General features: G+C 67.2%; 15 protein-coding genes and 1 tRNA gene. 6 read left to right on the forward strand and 10 right to left on the reverse strand.

Translation table 11 applies throughout. From position 1 onward, the window contains the following. The 8 genes from AC3WT6_RS09270 to ccmA form a co-directional block, all read right to left on the reverse strand. Entirely contained in the window at nucleotides 1–489 is a 489-nt protein-coding gene (locus AC3WT6_RS09270; RefSeq protein WP_492653289.1) for a cytochrome c-type biogenesis protein, read from the reverse strand. A 3-nt stretch (nucleotides 490–492) separates the two neighbouring features. Continuing rightward, nucleotides 493–1,017, reverse strand: a complete 525-nt coding sequence (locus AC3WT6_RS09275; RefSeq protein WP_492653290.1) for a DsbE family thiol:disulfide interchange protein — start codon at nucleotides 1,015–1,017, stop codon at nucleotides 493–495. 10 nt (nucleotides 1,018–1,027) lie between these two features. After that, nucleotides 1,028–3,046 carry a heme lyase CcmF/NrfE family subunit gene (locus AC3WT6_RS09280; protein WP_492653291.1) on the reverse strand — a complete coding sequence of 673 codons (2,019 nt, stop codon included), beginning with the start codon at nucleotides 3,044–3,046 and terminating at the stop codon, nucleotides 1,028–1,030. A gap of 112 nt (nucleotides 3,047–3,158) precedes the next feature. Then, nucleotides 3,159–3,626: a cytochrome c maturation protein CcmE gene (gene ccmE / locus AC3WT6_RS09285; protein WP_492653292.1), complete on the reverse strand. Its 468-nt coding sequence runs from the start codon at nucleotides 3,624–3,626 to the stop codon at nucleotides 3,159–3,161. After that, on the reverse strand, nucleotides 3,623–3,781 hold the full coding sequence (ccmD, locus tag AC3WT6_RS09290) for a heme exporter protein CcmD (RefSeq protein ID WP_492653293.1): 159 nt from the start codon (nucleotides 3,779–3,781) through the stop codon (nucleotides 3,623–3,625). The genes ccmE and ccmD overlap by 4 nt, the downstream gene beginning before the upstream one ends. Nucleotides 3,782–3,875: 94 nt before the next feature. Beyond that, entirely contained in the window at nucleotides 3,876–4,631 is a 756-nt protein-coding gene (ccmC, locus tag AC3WT6_RS09295; protein ID WP_492653294.1) for a heme ABC transporter permease CcmC, read from the reverse strand. A gap of 149 nt (nucleotides 4,632–4,780) precedes the next feature. Continuing rightward, entirely contained in the window at nucleotides 4,781–5,458 is a 678-nt protein-coding gene (gene ccmB / locus AC3WT6_RS09300) for a heme exporter protein CcmB (protein ID WP_492653295.1), read from the reverse strand. Continuing rightward, on the reverse strand, nucleotides 5,455–6,045 hold the full coding sequence (gene ccmA, locus AC3WT6_RS09305) for a heme ABC exporter ATP-binding protein CcmA (RefSeq protein ID WP_492653296.1): 591 nt from the start codon (nucleotides 6,043–6,045) through the stop codon (nucleotides 5,455–5,457). The genes ccmB and ccmA overlap by 4 nt, the downstream gene beginning before the upstream one ends. An 88-nt stretch (nucleotides 6,046–6,133) precedes the next feature. Here ccmA and folD point away from each other — a divergent pair, with 88 nt between their 5' ends. The 3 genes from folD (at nucleotide 6,134) to AC3WT6_RS09320 (ending at nucleotide 10,412) form a co-directional block, all read left to right on the forward strand. Further along, the gene (gene folD / locus AC3WT6_RS09310; protein ID WP_492653297.1) at nucleotides 6,134–6,988 is read left to right on the forward strand and encodes a bifunctional methylenetetrahydrofolate dehydrogenase/methenyltetrahydrofolate cyclohydrolase FolD; all 855 of its coding nucleotides are present in this window, start codon (nucleotides 6,134–6,136) and stop codon (nucleotides 6,986–6,988) included. A gap of 86 nt (nucleotides 6,989–7,074) precedes the next feature. Continuing rightward, nucleotides 7,075–10,002, forward strand: a complete 2,928-nt coding sequence (locus AC3WT6_RS09315) for a valine--tRNA ligase (protein ID WP_492653828.1) — start codon at nucleotides 7,075–7,077, stop codon at nucleotides 10,000–10,002. Then, complete coding sequence (locus AC3WT6_RS09320) at nucleotides 10,002–10,412, forward strand: FxsA family protein (protein ID WP_492653298.1); 411 nt, start codon at nucleotides 10,002–10,004, stop codon at nucleotides 10,410–10,412. The genes AC3WT6_RS09315 and AC3WT6_RS09320 overlap by 1 nt, the downstream gene beginning before the upstream one ends. A 15-nt stretch (nucleotides 10,413–10,427) precedes the next feature. Here AC3WT6_RS09320 and AC3WT6_RS09325 read toward each other — a convergent pair whose 3' ends face one another. Next, the gene (locus AC3WT6_RS09325) at nucleotides 10,428–11,894 is read right to left on the reverse strand and encodes a DUF3336 domain-containing protein (protein WP_492653299.1); all 1,467 of its coding nucleotides are present in this window, start codon (nucleotides 11,892–11,894) and stop codon (nucleotides 10,428–10,430) included. A 152-nt stretch (nucleotides 11,895–12,046) separates the two neighbouring features. Between AC3WT6_RS09325 and AC3WT6_RS09330 the strand changes: the two genes are divergently transcribed. Next, nucleotides 12,047–13,375 carry a UDP-glucose dehydrogenase family protein gene (locus AC3WT6_RS09330; RefSeq protein ID WP_492653300.1) on the forward strand — a complete coding sequence of 443 codons (1,329 nt, stop codon included), beginning with the start codon at nucleotides 12,047–12,049 and terminating at the stop codon, nucleotides 13,373–13,375. Nucleotides 13,376–13,422: 47 nt separating this feature from the next. Beyond that, a tRNA-Val gene (locus tag AC3WT6_RS09335) sits at nucleotides 13,423–13,497 on the forward strand. 59 nt (nucleotides 13,498–13,556) lie between these two features. On the opposite strand, the gene AC3WT6_RS09340 is transcribed toward AC3WT6_RS09335, so the two are convergent. Further along, complete coding sequence (locus AC3WT6_RS09340) at nucleotides 13,557–14,687, reverse strand: PilT/PilU family type 4a pilus ATPase (RefSeq protein ID WP_492653301.1); 1,131 nt, start codon at nucleotides 14,685–14,687, stop codon at nucleotides 13,557–13,559. 171 nt (nucleotides 14,688–14,858) lie between these two features. Here AC3WT6_RS09340 and AC3WT6_RS09345 point away from each other — a divergent pair, with 171 nt between their 5' ends. Beyond that, nucleotides 14,859–17,312: a GspE/PulE family protein gene (locus AC3WT6_RS09345; RefSeq protein WP_492653302.1), complete on the forward strand. Its 2,454-nt coding sequence runs from the start codon at nucleotides 14,859–14,861 to the stop codon at nucleotides 17,310–17,312. The last annotated feature ends 47 nt before the right edge of the window (nucleotides 17,313–17,359 follow it).

Here is a 17,359-nt window from a genome sequence, read left to right on the forward strand (position 1 = left end):
TCATTCCTTAGGGTTGCGCGCGGGCGCGTCCTGCGCGGCCAAGGCGGCCTGGGTCTCGGCCAGCAGGCGCTGCACGGCCTCGGGGTCCACCGGCTTCTCCGTCGCCGCCGCTGGCCGGCGGGTGCCGCGCACATAGCGCAGCGCCCACACCAGCCCGCCCAAGAGCAGCAGGAAGGGGCCGAGCCAGAGCAGCGCGGTGCTGGCCTTGAACGGCGGCCGGTACAGCACGAAGTCGCCGTAGCGCTCGGTGAGATAGCCGACGATCTCGGCCTGGCTGCGGCCGGCGACGATCTGGGTCTTCACCTGGTTGCGCAGGTCCACCGCCAGCGGCGCATTGGACTCGGCGATCGTCTGGTTCTGGCAAACCAGGCAGCGCAGCTCGGCGATCAGCGCCTGGTAGCGCGCCTCCTGCTGCGCATCGAGGCCATCGACGTCGGCCAGTGCCACACCGCTGAGTAGCAGCAATGCCGCCAAGTAGTTACGCCTCACGCCTCACCCCTCTCGCCTTAGGCTCAACAGCGGCCGGATCTTGGTTTCCCAGGCTTCCGGCGTCATCGGCCCGATCTGCTTAAAGAGGATGCTGCCATCCGGGCCGACCACGAAGGTCTCGGGCACGCCGTAGACGCCCCAGTCGAGCCCAGCGCTGCCGGCGTTGTCGGCGATGACGCTGCGGTAGGGATTGCCGTGGCGATCCAGCCAGGCCTGGGTGTCGGCGTCGGCGTCCTTGTAGGCCAGGCCAATGATCTCCACGCCCTGCTCGTGCGCCAACTGCATCAGCAGCGGGTGCTCGACGCGGCAGCCGGCGCACCAGCTCGCGAAGTAGTTGACCAGCACGGTGCGGCCACGCCAGTCGGCGGGTGTGACCTGCGCCGGCGTGCCGCCCAGGCCGGGCAGCGCGAAGGCCGGCGCCGGCTTGCCGACCAGGGGGCTGGGCACCTCGCGCGGGTCGCGGGTGAGGCCGACCGCGAACAGCGCGATCAGGCCCAGCAGCACGGCGATGGGGACGAGATATTTCATCGCGTCGGCATCAGGCGGCGAGTGTCGCGGCCGGCAGCGGCGCGGCGGCACGCACGCTCAGCCGGTAGCGGCGGTCGCTGAGCGCGATCAGGCCGCCGAAGAACATCAGCACCCCACCCAGCCAGACCAGCCGGATCGCCGGCTTGTAGTACAGGCGCAGGCTCCAGTCGCCGTTCGGGTTCTGCGGGTCCAGGGCCTCGCCCAGCGCCACGTAGAGGTCGCGATGCAGACGGGCATCAACGCCGGACTCGGTCATGACGCTGCGCTGCGAGGGGTAGAAGCGCTTCTCCGGCACCAGATCGGCCACCGGCCGACCGGCGCGCGTCACCTGTACGCGGGCGGTGTCGGCGGTGAAGTTCGGGCCCTGCGACTCGCGCACGCCCTCGAAGGCGAACTCGTAGCCGGCGAGATCGGCGCTGGCGCCCGGCGAGAGCCGCACGTCGCGCTCCACGCCATAGCCGGTGACATAGGCGACCCCCAGCATCCACAGCCCCAGGCCCAGGTGCGAAAGCGTCATGCCCCAGGCTCCTGCCGGCACGCTGGCCAGGGCGGCGGCGGTAGCGACGCCGTGCTGGCGCTTGGAGCGCAGCCGCTGCCAGACCTCCAGGCCCGCCGAACCGAGCGTGAACAGCGCCAGCCAGGTGGCGACCGCCACCGTCAGCTTGCTGCCGAAGCTGGCGCTCACCGGCGCCAGCCACAGCGCCAGGCCGGGCAACACCAGGGCGACCGCGAGCGCCAGCACGGCCGGGCCGCGCAGGCGGCGCAGCGCGGCGCGCCACTCGCCCTTCTTCCAGGGCGTCACTGCGCCGACCGCGACCAGCACGAACAAGGGCGCGATCAGCGGAAAGAAGATGGCGTTGAAGTAGGGCGGGCCCACCGAGATCTTGCCCAGCGCCAGGGCATCCACCACCAGCGGGTAGAGGGTGCCGAGCAGCACGCCGAAGCAGGCGGTGACCAGGAAGACGTTGTTGAGCAGCAGCAGGCCTTCGCGGGAATACAGGCGCAGCTCGCCGTCGGTCGCCAGCTTCGGCGCCCGCCAGGCGTAGAGGCTCAGGGCCGAGCCGATCACCACGGCGAGAAAGCCAAGGATGAACACGCCGCGCGCCGGGTCGCTGGCGAAGGCGTGCACCGACACCAGCACGCCGGAGCGGACCAGGAAGGTGCCGAGTAGCGACAGCGCGAAGGCGAGGATGGCCAGCAGCACCGTCCAGCTCTTCAAGAGGCCGCGCTTCTCGGTGACCGCCAGCGAGTGGATCAGCGCGGTGCCGGCCAGCCAGGGCATGAAGCTGGCGTTCTCGACCGGGTCCCAGAACCACCAGCCGCCCCAGCCCAGCTCGTTGTAGGCCCACCAGCTACCGAGGGTGATGCCCATGGTCAGGAAGGCCCAGGCGGCGGTGGTCCAGGGCCGCGTCCAGCGCACCCAGGCGGCGTCGAGCTTGCCGGTGATCAGCGCGGCGATGGCGTAGGCGAAGGCCACGCTGAAGCCGACATAGCCCATGTAGAGCATGGGCGGATGGATGATCAGCCCAGGGTCCTGCAGCAGCGGATTGAGGTCGCGCCCTTCCAGCGGCACCGGATACATCCGCGCGAAGGGGTTGGAGGTGATCAACATGAACAGCAGAAAGCCGGTGGCGACCGCGCCCAGCACCGCCAGCGCGGTGGCCGAGAGCTCCGCCGGCAGGCGGCGGTTGAACAGCGACACCGCCAGCGTCCAGCCCGAGAGCATCAGCCCCCAGAGCAGCAGCGAGCCTTCGTGCGCGCCCCAGACCGCCGAGATGCGATAGACCAGCGGCAGCTTGGAGTGGCTGTTGTCGGCGACATAGGCCACCGAGAAATCCTTCTGGATGAAGGCCCAGGTGAGCGCCGCGAACGACACCGCCATCAGCAGGAACTGCGCCTGCGCCGCCGAGCTGGCGACGGCCTGGGCGCGGGCATTGCCCTTCCACAGGCCCCAGGCGGGGACCAGGGTCTGGGCCAGCGCCGCGATCAGGGCGAGGATGAGGGCGAAGTGACCGAGTTCGGGGGTCATAGGGACGCGAGTAGCGTGGAGGGGGCCCTTGCAGAGCTAGGGAATCTTAGCGTCGCGAGTCGGCCCCGCCATGAACCAAGCCGCGGTCCCGAACACGCAGGCATAGAGAGGCTCATGGCATCGAGGCAGTGGTGCTCTTGAACTCGCCGCAGGAGTGCTTGCCACCCTGCTCCTTCAGCGAGGCGGCGAGATCGGGCGAGATGTAGTTCTCGTCGTGCTTGGCCAGCACCTCGTCGGCGACGAACACCCCGTCGGCCGCCAGGGCACCGGTGGCGACGATGCCCTGCCCCTCGCGGAACAGGTCGGGCAGGATGCCCTCGTAGCGCACGCCAATGACCTTTGCGCAGTCGGCGAGGCGGAATTGCACCAGGAGACCCTGGCCACGCTGCACGCTGCCCTTCTCGACCAGACCGCCCAGGCGCACCTTGGCACCCACCGGCGACTTGCCGGCGACCAGGTCGGAGGGCGTCTGGAAATACATCATGTTCTTGCGGAAGGCGGTGAAGCCCAGCGCCGCCGCCAGGCCCACGCCCAGTACCAGGGCGGCCACCGCCGCCATCCGCTTCTGCCGCTTGGTCATGCTTCGCCGCTCCGCTCGGATTCGTCTTCCGCCCGCTCAGACAGGCGCTGCCGCAATTCGTTGCGCACCGATCGGGGCGACCACAGGTTCCAGACCACAACCAGCGCGGTCAGGCCATAACTGGCCCAGATGAACAGGGCATAGCGCGGGTCCATTAGCTCTCCAGTCGCGTAGCGACGCCAGTGTCCCTCGCCCGCAAAGCGGGAGAGGGGGGGACCGTCGGCGGAACCGACGGTGGGGTGAGGGCGTTCACGAGCGTGGGGCCTCCATGAGTTCGCGCACCCAGGCGGCGCGGCGTTCGCGCTCCAGCAGGATGTTCTGCATGCGCCGCAGCAGGGCGGCACCGAACAGCAGGTAGAAGCCGGCCAGACTGGCCAGCAGCGGCCAGAGCATGGGCGTGGACATCTTGGGGTTCTTCATGCCTTCCATCGACAGCAGGGTGGAGCCCTGGTGCAGGGAGTTCCACCAGTCCACCGAGAACTTGACGATGGGCACGTTGACCACGCCGACCAGGGCCAGCCAGGCGCAGGCGCGGGCGGCGGCACGCGGGTCGTTGAAGGCGCTGTTGAGGGCGATCACGCCGATGTAGAGGAACAGCAGCACCAGCTCGGAGGTGAGCCGCGCGTCCCAGACCCAGTAGGCGCCCCACATCGGCTTGCCCCAGAGCATGCCGGTAATGAGGGCCACCACGGTGAAGCTGGCGCCGATGGGCGCGGCGGCCACCACCGCCACCTCGGCCAGCTTCATGCGCCAGATCAGCGCGATGGCGCCGGCCACCGCCATCAGCGCGTAGATCGACAGCGAGATCGCCGCCGTGGGCACATGCACGTAGATGATGCGGAAGGCATCGCCCTGCTGGTAGTCGGGCGGCGCCAGATAAAGGCCGGCGTAGCAGGCGGCGGCGATCAGCAGCAGCGACAGGCCGGCCAGCCAGGGCGCGAGGCGCTCGGCGAAGCGGAAGAAGCTCGGCGGCGAGCCCAGGCGGTGGAACCAGGTCCAGTTCATCGGTTTTCGAAACTCGCGTAGGAATCGTCGCGAGCAAGCTCAAGCGCAAGGAATAGCAGCGGAGCAAGCGCAGCGCACTGAAGTGCGTGAGCATTGCGAGCAGCGCATGACGCGGCGATTGGGCTGCGCAGTAGATTCATTCGCAAATTTCAGCTTTCGAGGGCGTTGCGCAGGGCGGCGGCGGCGGCGAAGGGGACCAGCGTCAGGCTCAAGGCCAGCAAGGCGGCGAGGAAGTATAGCGGCGCGGTCGGGTCCAGCCCCTGCGCGGCGGCGCGGGCGGCGCCGGCGCCGAAGATCAGCACCGGGCTGAGCATGGGCAGTACCAGGATCGGCAGCAGCACGCCGGCGCGCGGCAGGCCGACGGTGAGTGCCGCCGCGAAGCCGCCCAGCAGCACCAGGGTCGGCGTACCGAGCAGCAAGGCGAGGGTCAGGGCGCGGCCGGCGGCGGCGTCCAGCCCCAGGCCAGCGGCCAGCAGCGGGGCCACCAGCACCAGCGGCAGGCCACCCAGCAGCCAGTGCGCGGCCAGCTTGGCCAGCACCGACAGCGGCAACGGCAGCGGCGCCAGCGCCAACTGCTCCAGGCTGCCATCCTCGTAATCGTTGCGGAACACCCGCTCCAGGGTCATCAGGGTGGCGAGCAGGGCGGCGATCCAGACCAGGGCCGGCGCGTAGACCGGCAGACTGGGCTCGTTGGGCGCGACCCCGAGCGGGAACAGCGCCACCACCAGGGCGTAGAACAGCAGCGGCTGCGCCGCCTCGGCCGGCGCGCGCGCGGCCAGCCGCAGCTCGCGGCCGACGACGGCGCCCAGGGCGCGGACCAGGCTCATCGCAGGCTCCAGTGCCGCACCGGCAGATGCTCTTCCGGCAGCGCCTGATGCGAGGTGACCACCGCGCCACCGCCGGCCGCGCAGTGTTCGGCCAAGAGGCCCGCGAGCAGGGCCGCGCCCTCGACATCCAGCCCGGCCAGGGGCTCGTCCAGCAGCCACCAGGGCCGGCGCTGCAGCAGCAGCCGCGCCAGGGCGCTGCGCCGCTTCTGTCCGGTGGAGAGGGTCCGCACCGGCCGCTGGCGGGCGGCCTTGAGTTGCAGACGGTCGAGCGCGGCGGGGATGCCGGCCGGGTCGGCGCCGTGCAGGCCGCACCAGGCTTCGAGGTTCTCCACCGCCGACAGGGCCGGATGCAGGGCGTTCTTGTGGCCGATCCAGTGCAGCTGCTCGGGCTCGGGGCCGCTGACCCGCCCGGCCTCCGGCGTGCGCAGGCCGGCCAGCACTTCCAAGAGCGAGGTCTTGCCGGCGCCGTTGCGGCCCTGCAGGTGCAGCACCTCACCGGGCGCGATGCGCAGGTCCAGACGCTCGAACAGGACGCGATCGCCACGGGCGACGGTGAGGGAGTCGAGGACGAGCGGAGCGGCGTTCATGGGGCGCGGATTATGGGTGGCGGCCGGTGAGCCCGTAAAATGCGCGGCCTTCGCGGGGCGCGCCCCGCCCCGCCCGGCTCCAGACCGCATGACCGCACAATTGATAGACGGCAAAGCCGTCGCCGCTAGTGTTCAGGCCCGCGTCGCCACGGCGGTCGCCGCCCGCGTTGCCGCCGGCAAGCGCGCGCCCTCGCTGGCCACCATCCTGGTCGGCGCCGACCCGGCCTCCCAGGTCTACGTGCGCAACAAGCGCCTGGCCTGCGAGAAGACCGGCATCCGTTCCATTCCGCTGGAATTCGCCCCCGAACTCGGCGAGGCCGCGCTGCTGGCCGAGATCGACCGCCTGAACGCCGACCCGAACGTGGACGGCATCCTGGTGCAGATGCCCCTGCCCGCCCAGATCGACCCCGAGAAGGTGGTCGAGCGCATCCACCCGGACAAGGACGTGGACGGCTTCCACCCCAGCAACATCGGCCGCCTCGCCTGCCGCGCGCCGCGCCTGCGTCCCTGCACGCCCTATGGCGTCATGGAGCTGCTGAAGAGCGTCGGTGAGCCCTTCAAGCGCCGCACCGCGGTGGTGGTGGGTGCCAGCAACCACGTCGGCCGGCCGATGATGCTGGAGCTGATGCTGGCCGGCGCCACCGCCACCTGTTGTCACCGCTTCACCGCCGACGTTGCCGCCGAAGTCGGCCGCGCCGACATCCTGGTGGTCGCGGTCGGCAAGCCGGGCCTGGTCAAGGGCGAGTGGATCAAGCCCGGCGCCACCGTCATCGACGTCGGCATCAATCGCCTCGCCGACGGCAAGCTGGTCGGCGACTGCGACTTCGAGTCCGCCCGCCAGCGTGCCGCCTACATCACTCCGGTGCCGGGTGGCGTCGGGCCGATGACGGTCGCCATGCTGATGCAGAACACCCTGACCGCCGCCGAACTGCGCGGCGCCTAGCGCGCCTTACCCAGGCGCCGACACTCCCTAGAAAGCAGACGATGCGCCCGCGACCCGGGCGCCAAGAGACGTACGACATGAGCGAAATGGAAAAAACCTACGAGCCGGGCGCCATCGAGGCACGCTGGCGCGAGGCCTGGGAACAGGGCGGCTGGTTTGCCGCCGGCCAGCACACGCCGGGCGATGGCGAAGGCTACGCGGTGATGATCCCGCCGCCGAACGTCACTGGCACCCTGCACATGGGCCACGCCTTCCAGCACACCATCCAGGATGCGCTGATCCGCCACGCCCGCATGTCCGGCAAGGACACGCTCTGGCAGATGGGCACCGACCACGCCGGCATCGCCACCCAGATGGTGGTGGAACGCAATCTCAAGCTGGCTGGCGAGCCCAGCCGCGCCGAGCTGGGCCGCGAGAAGTTTCTGGAAAAGGTCTGGGAGTGGAAGAAGTATTCGGCCGGCACCATCGGCCAGCAAATCCGCCGCATGGGCTCCTCGGTGGACTGGAGCCGCGAGGCCTTCACCATGGACCCGGCCTACAACGAGGCGGTGATCGAGCACTTTGTAAAACTCTACGAAGATGGTCTGATCTATCGCGGCAAGCGCCTGGTGAACTGGGACCCGGTACTGCAGACCGCAATCTCCGATCTGGAAGTGGTCAGCGAGGACGAGAACGGCAAGCTCTGGCATCTGCGCTATCCGCTGGCCGACGGTAGCGGCGAGTACCTGATCGTCGCCACCACCCGTCCTGAGACCCTGCTCGGCGACACCGCGGTGGCGGTACACCCGGAGGACGAGCGCTACCGGCACCTGATCGGCAAGACCGTGCTGCTGCCGCTCGCGAATCGCGAGATTCCGATCATTGCCGACGACTTCGTGGATCGCGAGTTCGGCACCGGGGTGGTGAAGATCACGCCGGCGCACGACTTCAATGATTATCAGGTGGGTCAGCGGCACAAGTTGCGCATGGTCAATGTGCTCACCAAAGACGCAAAAATCGTTAGCCAATTCGGCGTTGTTGGAGACTGGGACGATTGGCTGGCTGGCGATGTTCCCGTTGCTTACCAGGGCCTGGATCGCTTCGTCGCGCGCAAGCAGATGGTCGCAGACCTCGAAGCCGCCACCGGCCTCGCCTGCGCGCCCGCAACACAGAACGAGGACGGCAAGCCGCTCTACCCACGCGGCCTGGTCGAGAAGATCGAGGACCACAAGCTCAAGGTGCCGCGTGGGGACCGCAGCGGCGCGGTGCTGGAGCCTTATCTCACCGATCAGTGGTTCGTGGACCTCACGAGCAAGAGCGAGAAAGGCGGCTACACCCGCATCACCAAGCCGGCCATCGACGCGGTGGAATCCGGCCGCATCCGCTTCGTCCCGGACAATTGGAAGACCACCTATTTCCACTGGCTCAACAACATCCAGGACTGGTGCATCTCGCGCCAGCTCTGGTGGGGCCATCGCATCCCGGCCTGGTACGACGCGCAGGGCAAGGTCTACGTCGGGCGCGACGAGACCGAGGTGCGCGCCAAGCACGGCCTCGCCGCCGATGTGGCGTTGACTCAGGACAACGACGTCTTCGACACCTGGTTTAGCTCCGACATCTGGCCGTTCGCGACCCTGGGCTGGCCGCAGCAGACACCGGAACTGAAGAAGTACTACCCGGGCGCGGTGCTGGTCACCGGCTTTGACATCATCTTCTTCTGGGTCGCCCGCATGGTGATGATGGGCTGCTACTTCCAGCAGGAGGTGCCGTTCAAGGACGTGTTCATCACCGGCCTGGTGCGCGACCCCGAAGGCAACAAGATGTCGAAGTCCAAGGGCAATGTGCTAGACCCGCTGGACGTGGTCGACGGCATCGCGCTGGAAGAGCTGGTGAAGAAGCGCACCACCGGCCTGATGAAGCCGGAGACGGCGCCAAAGATCGAGGCCAAGACCCGCAAGGACTACCCCAAGGGCATCGCACCGGTGGGTGTGGATGCGCTGCGCTTCACCTTTGCCGCGCTCGCCACCAACGGCCGCGACGTGCGCTTCGACGCCGGCCGCGCCGAGGGCTACCGCAACTTCTGCAACAAGATCTGGAACGCCTCGCGCTTCGTGCTGATGAATCTCGGCGCTATTGACGCCGAGACCGGCGCCGCGCTCACCCCGCCCTCGCTGGACGGCGAGGCAACGCTCAGCACCGCCGACCGCTGGATCATCTCCACCCTGCAACGCGTCGAGGCCGAGGCGGCGCAGCACTACGCCGACTACCGCTTCGACCTCTTGGCGCAGACGCTCTACCAGTTCATCTGGAACGAGTACTGCGACTGGTATCTGGAGCTGTCGAAACCGGCGCTACTGAACGGCAGTGAGGAGCAAAAGCGCGGCACCCGCCGCACCCTGGTGCGGGTGCTGGAAGCCTGGCTGCGCCTGCTGCATCCGCTGATGCCCTTCCTCACCGAGGAAATCTGGCAGAAGGTCGCGCCGCTGGCCGGCAAGACCGGCCCCAGCATCATGGTGCAGCCCTATCCGGTCTCGCAGCCGGAAAAGATCGACGCGGCGGCCGAAGCCGACATCGAATGGCTCAAGGCCCTGATCCTCGGCGTGCGCCAGATCCGCGCACAGATGGACATCTCGCCGGGCAAGGTGCTGCCGCTGCTGGTCCAGAACGCCAGCGCCTCCGACCGCGAACGCCTGACGCGCCTGAGCGACAGCGTGGTGTTCCTGGCCCGCGTCGAAGCGCCGAAGCTGCTGGCCGCCGACGAGACCGCGCCGGAGTCCTCCACCGCCCTGCTGGGCGAGGCCAAGCTGCTGGTGCCGATGGCCGGGCTGATCGACAAGAACGCCGAGCTGGCGCGGCTGGCCAAGCAGATCGCCAAGCTGGAGGCCGATCTGGTGCTCACCAACGGCCGCGTCGCCAACCCCAACTTCGGCAAGGCGCCGGAAGCCGTGCAGCAGAAGACCCGCGATCTGATCGCCCAGCAGGAACGCGACCTCGCCGCCCTCAAGGCGCAGTCGGCGCGCATCGAGGCGCTCTGATGCCATTCTTGTTGCTGGCGATTCTGGTCGGAGCGGAGACCTACGGCATCCTGCAGGCGATCAAGCTGATCGGCGGCTGGTACACGCTGCTCTGGCTGCTGGGCGCGATGGCCGCCGGTAGCTATGTGATCGCCCACGGCGGTATCACGGCGCTGCGTCGCATTCAGATGGCGGTGGCGCGCGGCGAGTTGCCGGCGGCGGAGCTGTTCAGCGGCCTGGTCACCGCCTTCGCCGGCCTGCTGCTGATCCTGCCCGGCTTCGTCACCGATGCCATCGCGATCAGCCTGTTGCTGGGCGGCGGTCGCATCCGCAAGCGCCTGGGCGAGAAGCTCTCCGGCCAGATGGCGCAGGCGCGCCCGGACCTCAAGCGGCCGGTAACGCTGGACGGCGAGTACCGCCGCCGTCCCTAGCCCGGCGGCCGTGGACTAGTCGCGGCGGCTGACGACCCGCAGCTTGGCCTTCTTGGCCGGCGTCTCGCCCGTCTCGCCTGCACGGCGGTTGGGCCGGCTTTCCAGCTCGATCAGGCAGTTCTCCAGCGTCTGGCTGATCACCGTCTGGTTGCGGATCATCTCCATCCGTGACCAGGTGGCGCGCTCGCCTTCGAGCATGAAACGCACCACCGAATCCTGGCTGGGGTTGCGAGTGACATTGGCGTAACGCCAGAGGCTCACTTCCGGAACGATATTGATGTTGCCGCGATAGTCCTGATCGAGCAGTCCGGCAGCGGTATCCAGGCCCTGGCGCAGGCCGGCGAACGGCATGTTGGCGCGCGCGAAATTGAGCACACCGCTGGCCAGCCCGCGGCCGGTGGAATACGCCGCCTGCCGGCTGGCGTTGATCAGGCCGCGTCCGTCGTTGTCACGGCGGCTGACGAAGGGCAGCACATGCGGATTGGTCTGGCTGACGATGAAGTGATTGACGTTGTGCAGACGCCGCAGGCGCAGCATCGGCAGGTCGGACTTCAGCGAGCCGTCGTTCCAGCGCAGCAGCGGCATGTAGGGCGTGCGCTCGCCGTCGTCGCTCTTGGTCATCAGCATCACCGGCGGGAACAAGACCGGCACCGCGCAGGAAGCGAGCACCGCCTCGCGCACGTAGAGGTAGGGAAAGGTCAGGTGGTTGAGCAACTTGGGCGGCTGGTTGAAGCCGGCCGGCGACACCGTGATGTTGACGATGCGGCCCGAGAGCTTGTGCGCCTCCTCGAAGGTGAGGTCGCGGATATTGGTGGCGATGGCGCGCTTGAGCTGGTTCTGGTCCATCACCGCGCGGCGCAGCAGCATCATCTTCGGCGGCAGCACCTTCCAGAAGTGGTAGTAGGCCTTTTCCGGGTCCAGCAATTCCTCCGCCTCGTGCGGCGCGCGGGTGCCCACCGTGGCAGCCACCACCGAGCCCGCCGAGGAGCCGGAGAGCACGGTCGGCAGCAGGTTTTCGCGGAACAGCGCCTTGACCACGCCGACATGGAACAGGCCCAGGGTGGCGCCACCCGAGAGCATCAGCGCCGAACGGCCGTAGGAGAGCGCGACGTTCTGGAAGAAATTCAGCTTTTCGGGATAGGGGAACTCGGCATCCGGCAGGTCGCGGATGAACTCCAGCGCGTCGCAGACCTCGCGCAGATAGTCGGTGACCAGCTTCTTGGTGCCGACCCGGGTGTAGGTATAGAGCTGGGTGTTGCCGAGATTGCCCAGGTTCCAGTGCAGGCCCTGGCGCAGGTGGTGGATCAGCTTGCTGTGCTGCCGCTCGGCGCGGTACTGCCGGATCTGCCGCAGGCGCGAGCGGATCAGCCGCCAGTCGTAATCCTCGCAGGCGTCATCCTCTTTCCAGGCATCCGCGCCCTGGTGGCGGTCCAGCTCCAGCGCCGCCTCGCGCCAGCCGGCGTAGTCGCTGGCTCGCTTCATCGCTATCAGGCAATCACGCTCGACTCTGTCCACCGGCAATCTCCTCGCTATATGTCGTCAGTATGGTGGGGTAGCCCCCAAGCTGCGGCAAGCTTCCGGCAGCGTATTCGGTAATAATTAGCGGATTGCTAAAAAATCACTTGGGACATTGCATGAACATCACCATTTTCGGCTCGGGCTACGTCGGTCTGGTCACCGCGGTCTGCTTTGCCGATGTCGGCAACGACGTGCTGTGCGTGGACGTGGACGAGCGCAAGGTGGCCATGCTGCGCAAGGGTGAATCGCCGATCTACGAACCGGGGCTGTCGGAACTGCTGAAGAGCAATTACGAGGCCGGTCGCATCCGCTTCACCACCTCGGCCGAGGAAGGCGCCAAGCACGGCCTCTACCAGTTCATCGCCGTCGGCACGCCGCCCAATGAGGACGGCTCGGCGGACATGCAGTACGTGCTGGCGGTGGCGAAGTCCATCGGCCAGCACATTGACGGCTACCGAGTGGTGATCAGCAAGTCGACGGTGCCGGTGGGCACCGCTGACCGGGTGCGCGCCGCGGTGTCGGAGCAACTGCGCGCGCGCGGTGCCAGCCACGAATTCGATGTGGTGAGCAATCCGGAATTCCTCAAGGAAGGTGCGGCGATCGCCGACTTCACCAAGCCGGACCGCATCGTCGTGGGCTCCGACAGCGCGCGGGCAACCGAGCACATGCACCAGCTCTACGCCCCCTTCAACCGCAACCACGACCGGGTGGTGGTGATGGACGTGCGCTCCTCGGAGATGACCAAGTACGCCGCCAACGCCATGCTGGCGACCAAGATCAGCTTCATGAACGAGATGGCCAATCTGGCCGAGAAGCTCGGGGCAGACATCGAGAAGGTGCGCATCGGCATCGGTTCGGATCCACGCATCGGCTACCAGTTCATCTACCCCGGCTGCGGCTATGGCGGCTCCTGCTTCCCCAAGGACGTCAAGGCGCTGATACACATGGCCGACGAGGTCGGCTTCGGGGCCTCGGTGCTGCAAGGTGTGGAAGAGGTCAACAACAAGCAAAAGGGCGTGCTGTTCGAGAAGATCAGCGCCCATTTCAGCGGCGATCTGGCCGGCAAGACCATCGCCCTCTGGGGCCTGGCCTTCAAGCCTCGCACCGACGACATGCGCGAGGCGCCCAGCCGCACCCTGATGGAGGCCCTGTGGGCGGCCGGCGCCAAGGTGCGCGCCTACGACCCGGTGGCGACCCACGAAACCCAGCGCATCTACGGCGAGCGCAGCGACCTGCACTACGCCAAGTCGCCGGAAGACGCCGCCGACGGCGCCGATGCCCTGGCCCTGGTCACCGAATGGAAGGTGTTTGCCTCGCCCAATTTCGGCAACCTGGCCAAGCTGTTGAAGCAGCCGGTGATCTTCGACGGCCGTAACCAGTACGATCCCGTCCACCTGCGCAAGGCGGGCTACAGCTACTACAGCATCGGCCGCAAGCCGGCCTGAAAGCGTTGACGCAAGGGGGCGGGCTCACTACTATTCGCACCCCTGACGGACAGTTAGCTCAGTGGTAGAGCATCGCCTTCACACGGCGGGGGTCACAGGTTCAAGCCCTGTACTGTCCACCAAATTCAAAATAGCCCGCCTAGTGCGGGCTTTTTTTGGCCGCGCCGCAGCCACCGCCCAGCTATTTCGGCACATAGGGGCCTGGGCCGGTCGCCGCCACCGTCAGCGATGGCGCCTCGGCGGTGGTGTGGTATTCCGACAGCCGGATGCGCAGCGCCAGATCGGTGTGGGAATCGGCGTTGCGCAGCGCCTCCTCCAGGCTGATGCGACCGGCCTTGAACAGCTGGAACAGCGATTGATCGAAGGTGTGCATGCCGAACTCGTTGCCGCGGCCCATCGCCTCCTTGATCTCGTCCACCCTTCCCTTCTGGATCAGCTCGGCCACATAGCCGGACAGCAGCAACACCTCGGTGGCCAGGGCCCGCTTGCCATCCATGGCCGGCACCAGCCGCTGCGAGACCACACCCTTGAGGTTGAGCGAGAGGTCCATGAACAGCTGGTGGTGCGCCTGCTCGGGGAAGAAATTGATGATGCGCTCGATCGCCTGGTTGGCATTGTTGGCGTGCAGGGTGGACACGCACAGATGCCCGGTCTCGGCGTAGGCGATGGCGTGGCGCGCGGTTTCCTCGTCGCGAATCTCGCCGATCATGATGACGTCCGGCGCCTCGCGCAGGGCATTTCGCAGGGCGTCGCCGAAGCTGTGGGTATCGATGCCCACCTCGCGCTGATCCACCAGCGCCAGGCCGTGGCTGAACTGGAATTCGATCGGATCCTCGATGGTCAGGATGTGGCCATCGGCCATGGCGGCGCGATAGCCGATCATCGCCGCCATCGAGGTGCTCTTGCCGGAACCCGCGGAGCCGACCAACAACACCAGGCCGCGCTTGAGCATCGCCAGCTGCGCGCACTGCGCCGGCAGGCCCAGCTGCTCGAAGCTCGGAATCTTCGCCTTGATCAACCGCACCACCATGGCAACCTCACCACGCTGCCAGTAGACATTGATGCGAAAGCGCCCGACGCCTTCCAGCGACAGCGAGAGGTTGGACTCCAGACTTTCCTCAAACGCCGCGCTCTGGCGCTCGGTCATCAGACTATGGGCCAGTTCCTTGACCTCGCCGGGCTTGAATGCCGGTAGCTTGATCGGGTGGCTGACACCCTCGATCTTGATATGCGGCGGCGCGCCGCAGGTCAGGAACAGGTCGGAAGCGCCCTGATCGGCCATCAGCTTCAGCATTGCGTGTATATCGGCCATCGCCAGGCTCCCCGCCCGCTCCAACAGACTTCGACTCTAAGCCCGCACGCGCCACTGCACTAGGGCCAGCCCGGGTTATAAGGCCCACTCGGTCTGATCCAGGTCAATGCGCCCCTCGCCTTTCACTAGCTTAAGATCGGCTTACTTCGAGTACCGGTTCTAGCACCCGCCATGAACACGCCTCCCGCTGCCGATCCGCAGTTCCGCTGGCCCAAGCCACCGTTCTTCGACGTGGTGGCCGACCCGCCGAGCGGTCACAGCGGCGAGTGCAGCATCGAGCTGCTTGATGGTCGGGTGGTCGCCGGCAAGCTGGTGCCGGTGGCAGGCGGAACTCCCCAGGCTTCGCTGCGCTTGAGCCTCGACAATCTGAACGAGCCCGCCGACCTCAGTCAGGTGCGTATCGTCCGGCTGTTGGTGCCGCTGACCCTGACCCGCAGCCAGAGCGTGATGCATGACCTCGGCGCCCAGGACAGCGAGGTCGCCAACGAGAAAGTCTTCGTCGTCCACTACCGGGACGGCAAAGAGCTGAGCGGCCGCACTCGCGGATTCGTCCGCAACCACCATGGCTTGTTCCTGTACCTCATCCAGGACGACGACACCAAGACCATCGCCTGCTTCGTTCCCGCCCAGCAGGTGCTGGACGTCACCATCGGTCCGCCGCTGGGGCAATCCTTGGAGCAGCTGCACTCGATCAGCGGTCAGGCGCTGGCAGCGGCCCTGAACCGCCAGGCCGAACTCCGCGAGGAGCGCCTGGGCGAGTACCTCGCCAGCCGCGCCATCCTCACCGCCAGTGATCTGACTCACGCGCTGAAAGCGCAGGAGCAGCGCCCCACCATCAGGCTCGGCGAGTTTCTGATCCGGGAAAAACTGATCACCCCGGGACAGTTGAGTCAGGCGCTGAGCGCGCAGAAGCAGAACCGCCAGCGGCGGCTGGGCGATATCCTGGTCGAGTCCGGGGCGGTGACCAAGCGGCAGATTCAGCTTGCGCTCTCCGACAAGCTCGGCATCCCGTTTGTCGATGCCCGACAGTTCGTCATCGATCCCCTGACCGTGCATCTGGTCCCCGATGCCTTCGCCATCACCCATCAGGTGCTGCCGCTGCTGCACACCGGCGACATGCTGGTGGTCGCGGTGGAAAACCCGCTGGCCATGGACTACGTCAAGGAGCTGCAATTCCTGACCGGCCTGACCATCGTGCCGGCGATTGCCAACCCCGACGATCTGAAGCTGCGCATCACCCAGGAGTACGCCAGCAACTACGCGCGCGCAGCCTGGCAGCCCTCCGGCGGCGAGGACAGCGAGGACGGCGGCGGCGAGAAGCTGAACGTCGCCGAGCTGGCTACCGAGCTCGCCAAGGACCTGCGCCCGGTCGCAAGAGCGGTGCGGCAGGCCGAGTCGCATGTGATGGATAACGTGCTGGTCCGGCTGGTCAACAAAATCATCGTCGAAGCCCATGCCCAGGGCGCTTCGGACATCCACATCGAGAGCAATCCGCGCAATCTCAACACCCACATCCGCTTTCGCAAGGATGGCGATCTGAACGAGTATCTGGAGCTGTTGCCGGCATTCCGCAACACCCTGGTTTCGCGCATCAAGATCATGGCCGGGCTCGACATCTCCGAGCATCGCCGCGCGCAGGACGGCAAGATCGAGTTCGGCCGCTTCGGCCCCATCGCCATCGAGCTGCGGGTCGCGGTGATCCCCACCGCCAACGGACTGGAAGATGTGGTCATGCGCATCTTGGGCGGTGTCGAGCCGCTGCCCATCGACAAGCTCGGGCTGCATGAGAACGACCTAGCTGCGCTCAAGAAAATGGTCGGCCGCAATCACGGCCTGATCCTGGTTTGCGGCCCGACCGGGTCGGGCAAGACCACCACGCTGCATTCGGTGCTGCACCACATCAACCGGCCGGACATGAAGATCTGGACCGCCGAAGACCCGATCGAAATCACCCAGCCGGGCCTGCGCCAGGTGCAGATCAACGCCAAGATCGGCTGGACTTTCGCCGAGGCCATGCGCGCCTTCCTGCGCGCCGACCCGGACGTGATCATGGTCGGTGAAATGCGCGATGCCGAAACCGCAAAGATTGGTATCGAGGCCTCGCTGACCGGCCATCTGGTGCTGTCCACTCTGCACACCAACAGCGCCGCCGAAAGCATCGTCCGCCTGCTCGACCTCGGCATGGATCCGTTCAACTTCGCCGACGCGCTGGTTGGCATCCTCTCGCAGCGCCTGGCGCGCAAGCTTTGCCCGGCCTGCAAGAAGGCGCACGCCGCCACCGAGACCGAGATCGCCGAACTGGCGCAGGAGTACTGCGCGGAGACCACGCTAAAGCCCGCCGCGATGGTCGAGCAGTGGCGCCGCAAGGCACCGAACGGCGAGGTGCTGCTATACGAGGCGGTCGGTTGCTCGGCCTGCAAGGACGGCTACAAGGGACGCATGGGCGTTTATGAATTGCTGCCGGGCACACCCCAGATTCGACATCTGGTCCGCACTCATGGCTCGGTGCCACAATTGGTCGAAGCGGCGATGGAAGGTGGTATGCGGCTGCTCAAACAGGATGCGCTCGACAAGCTCCTCAGCGGCGCCCTGGATCTCGTCAGCGCGCGGGCGGCCTCGAGTTGAGTCGGTGCTTGCGCAGCTGTCGGCTTGGGCAGCGAGGTTGACCTCCG

The organism is Stagnimonas sp. FW305-C-60, from assembly GCF_058782965.1.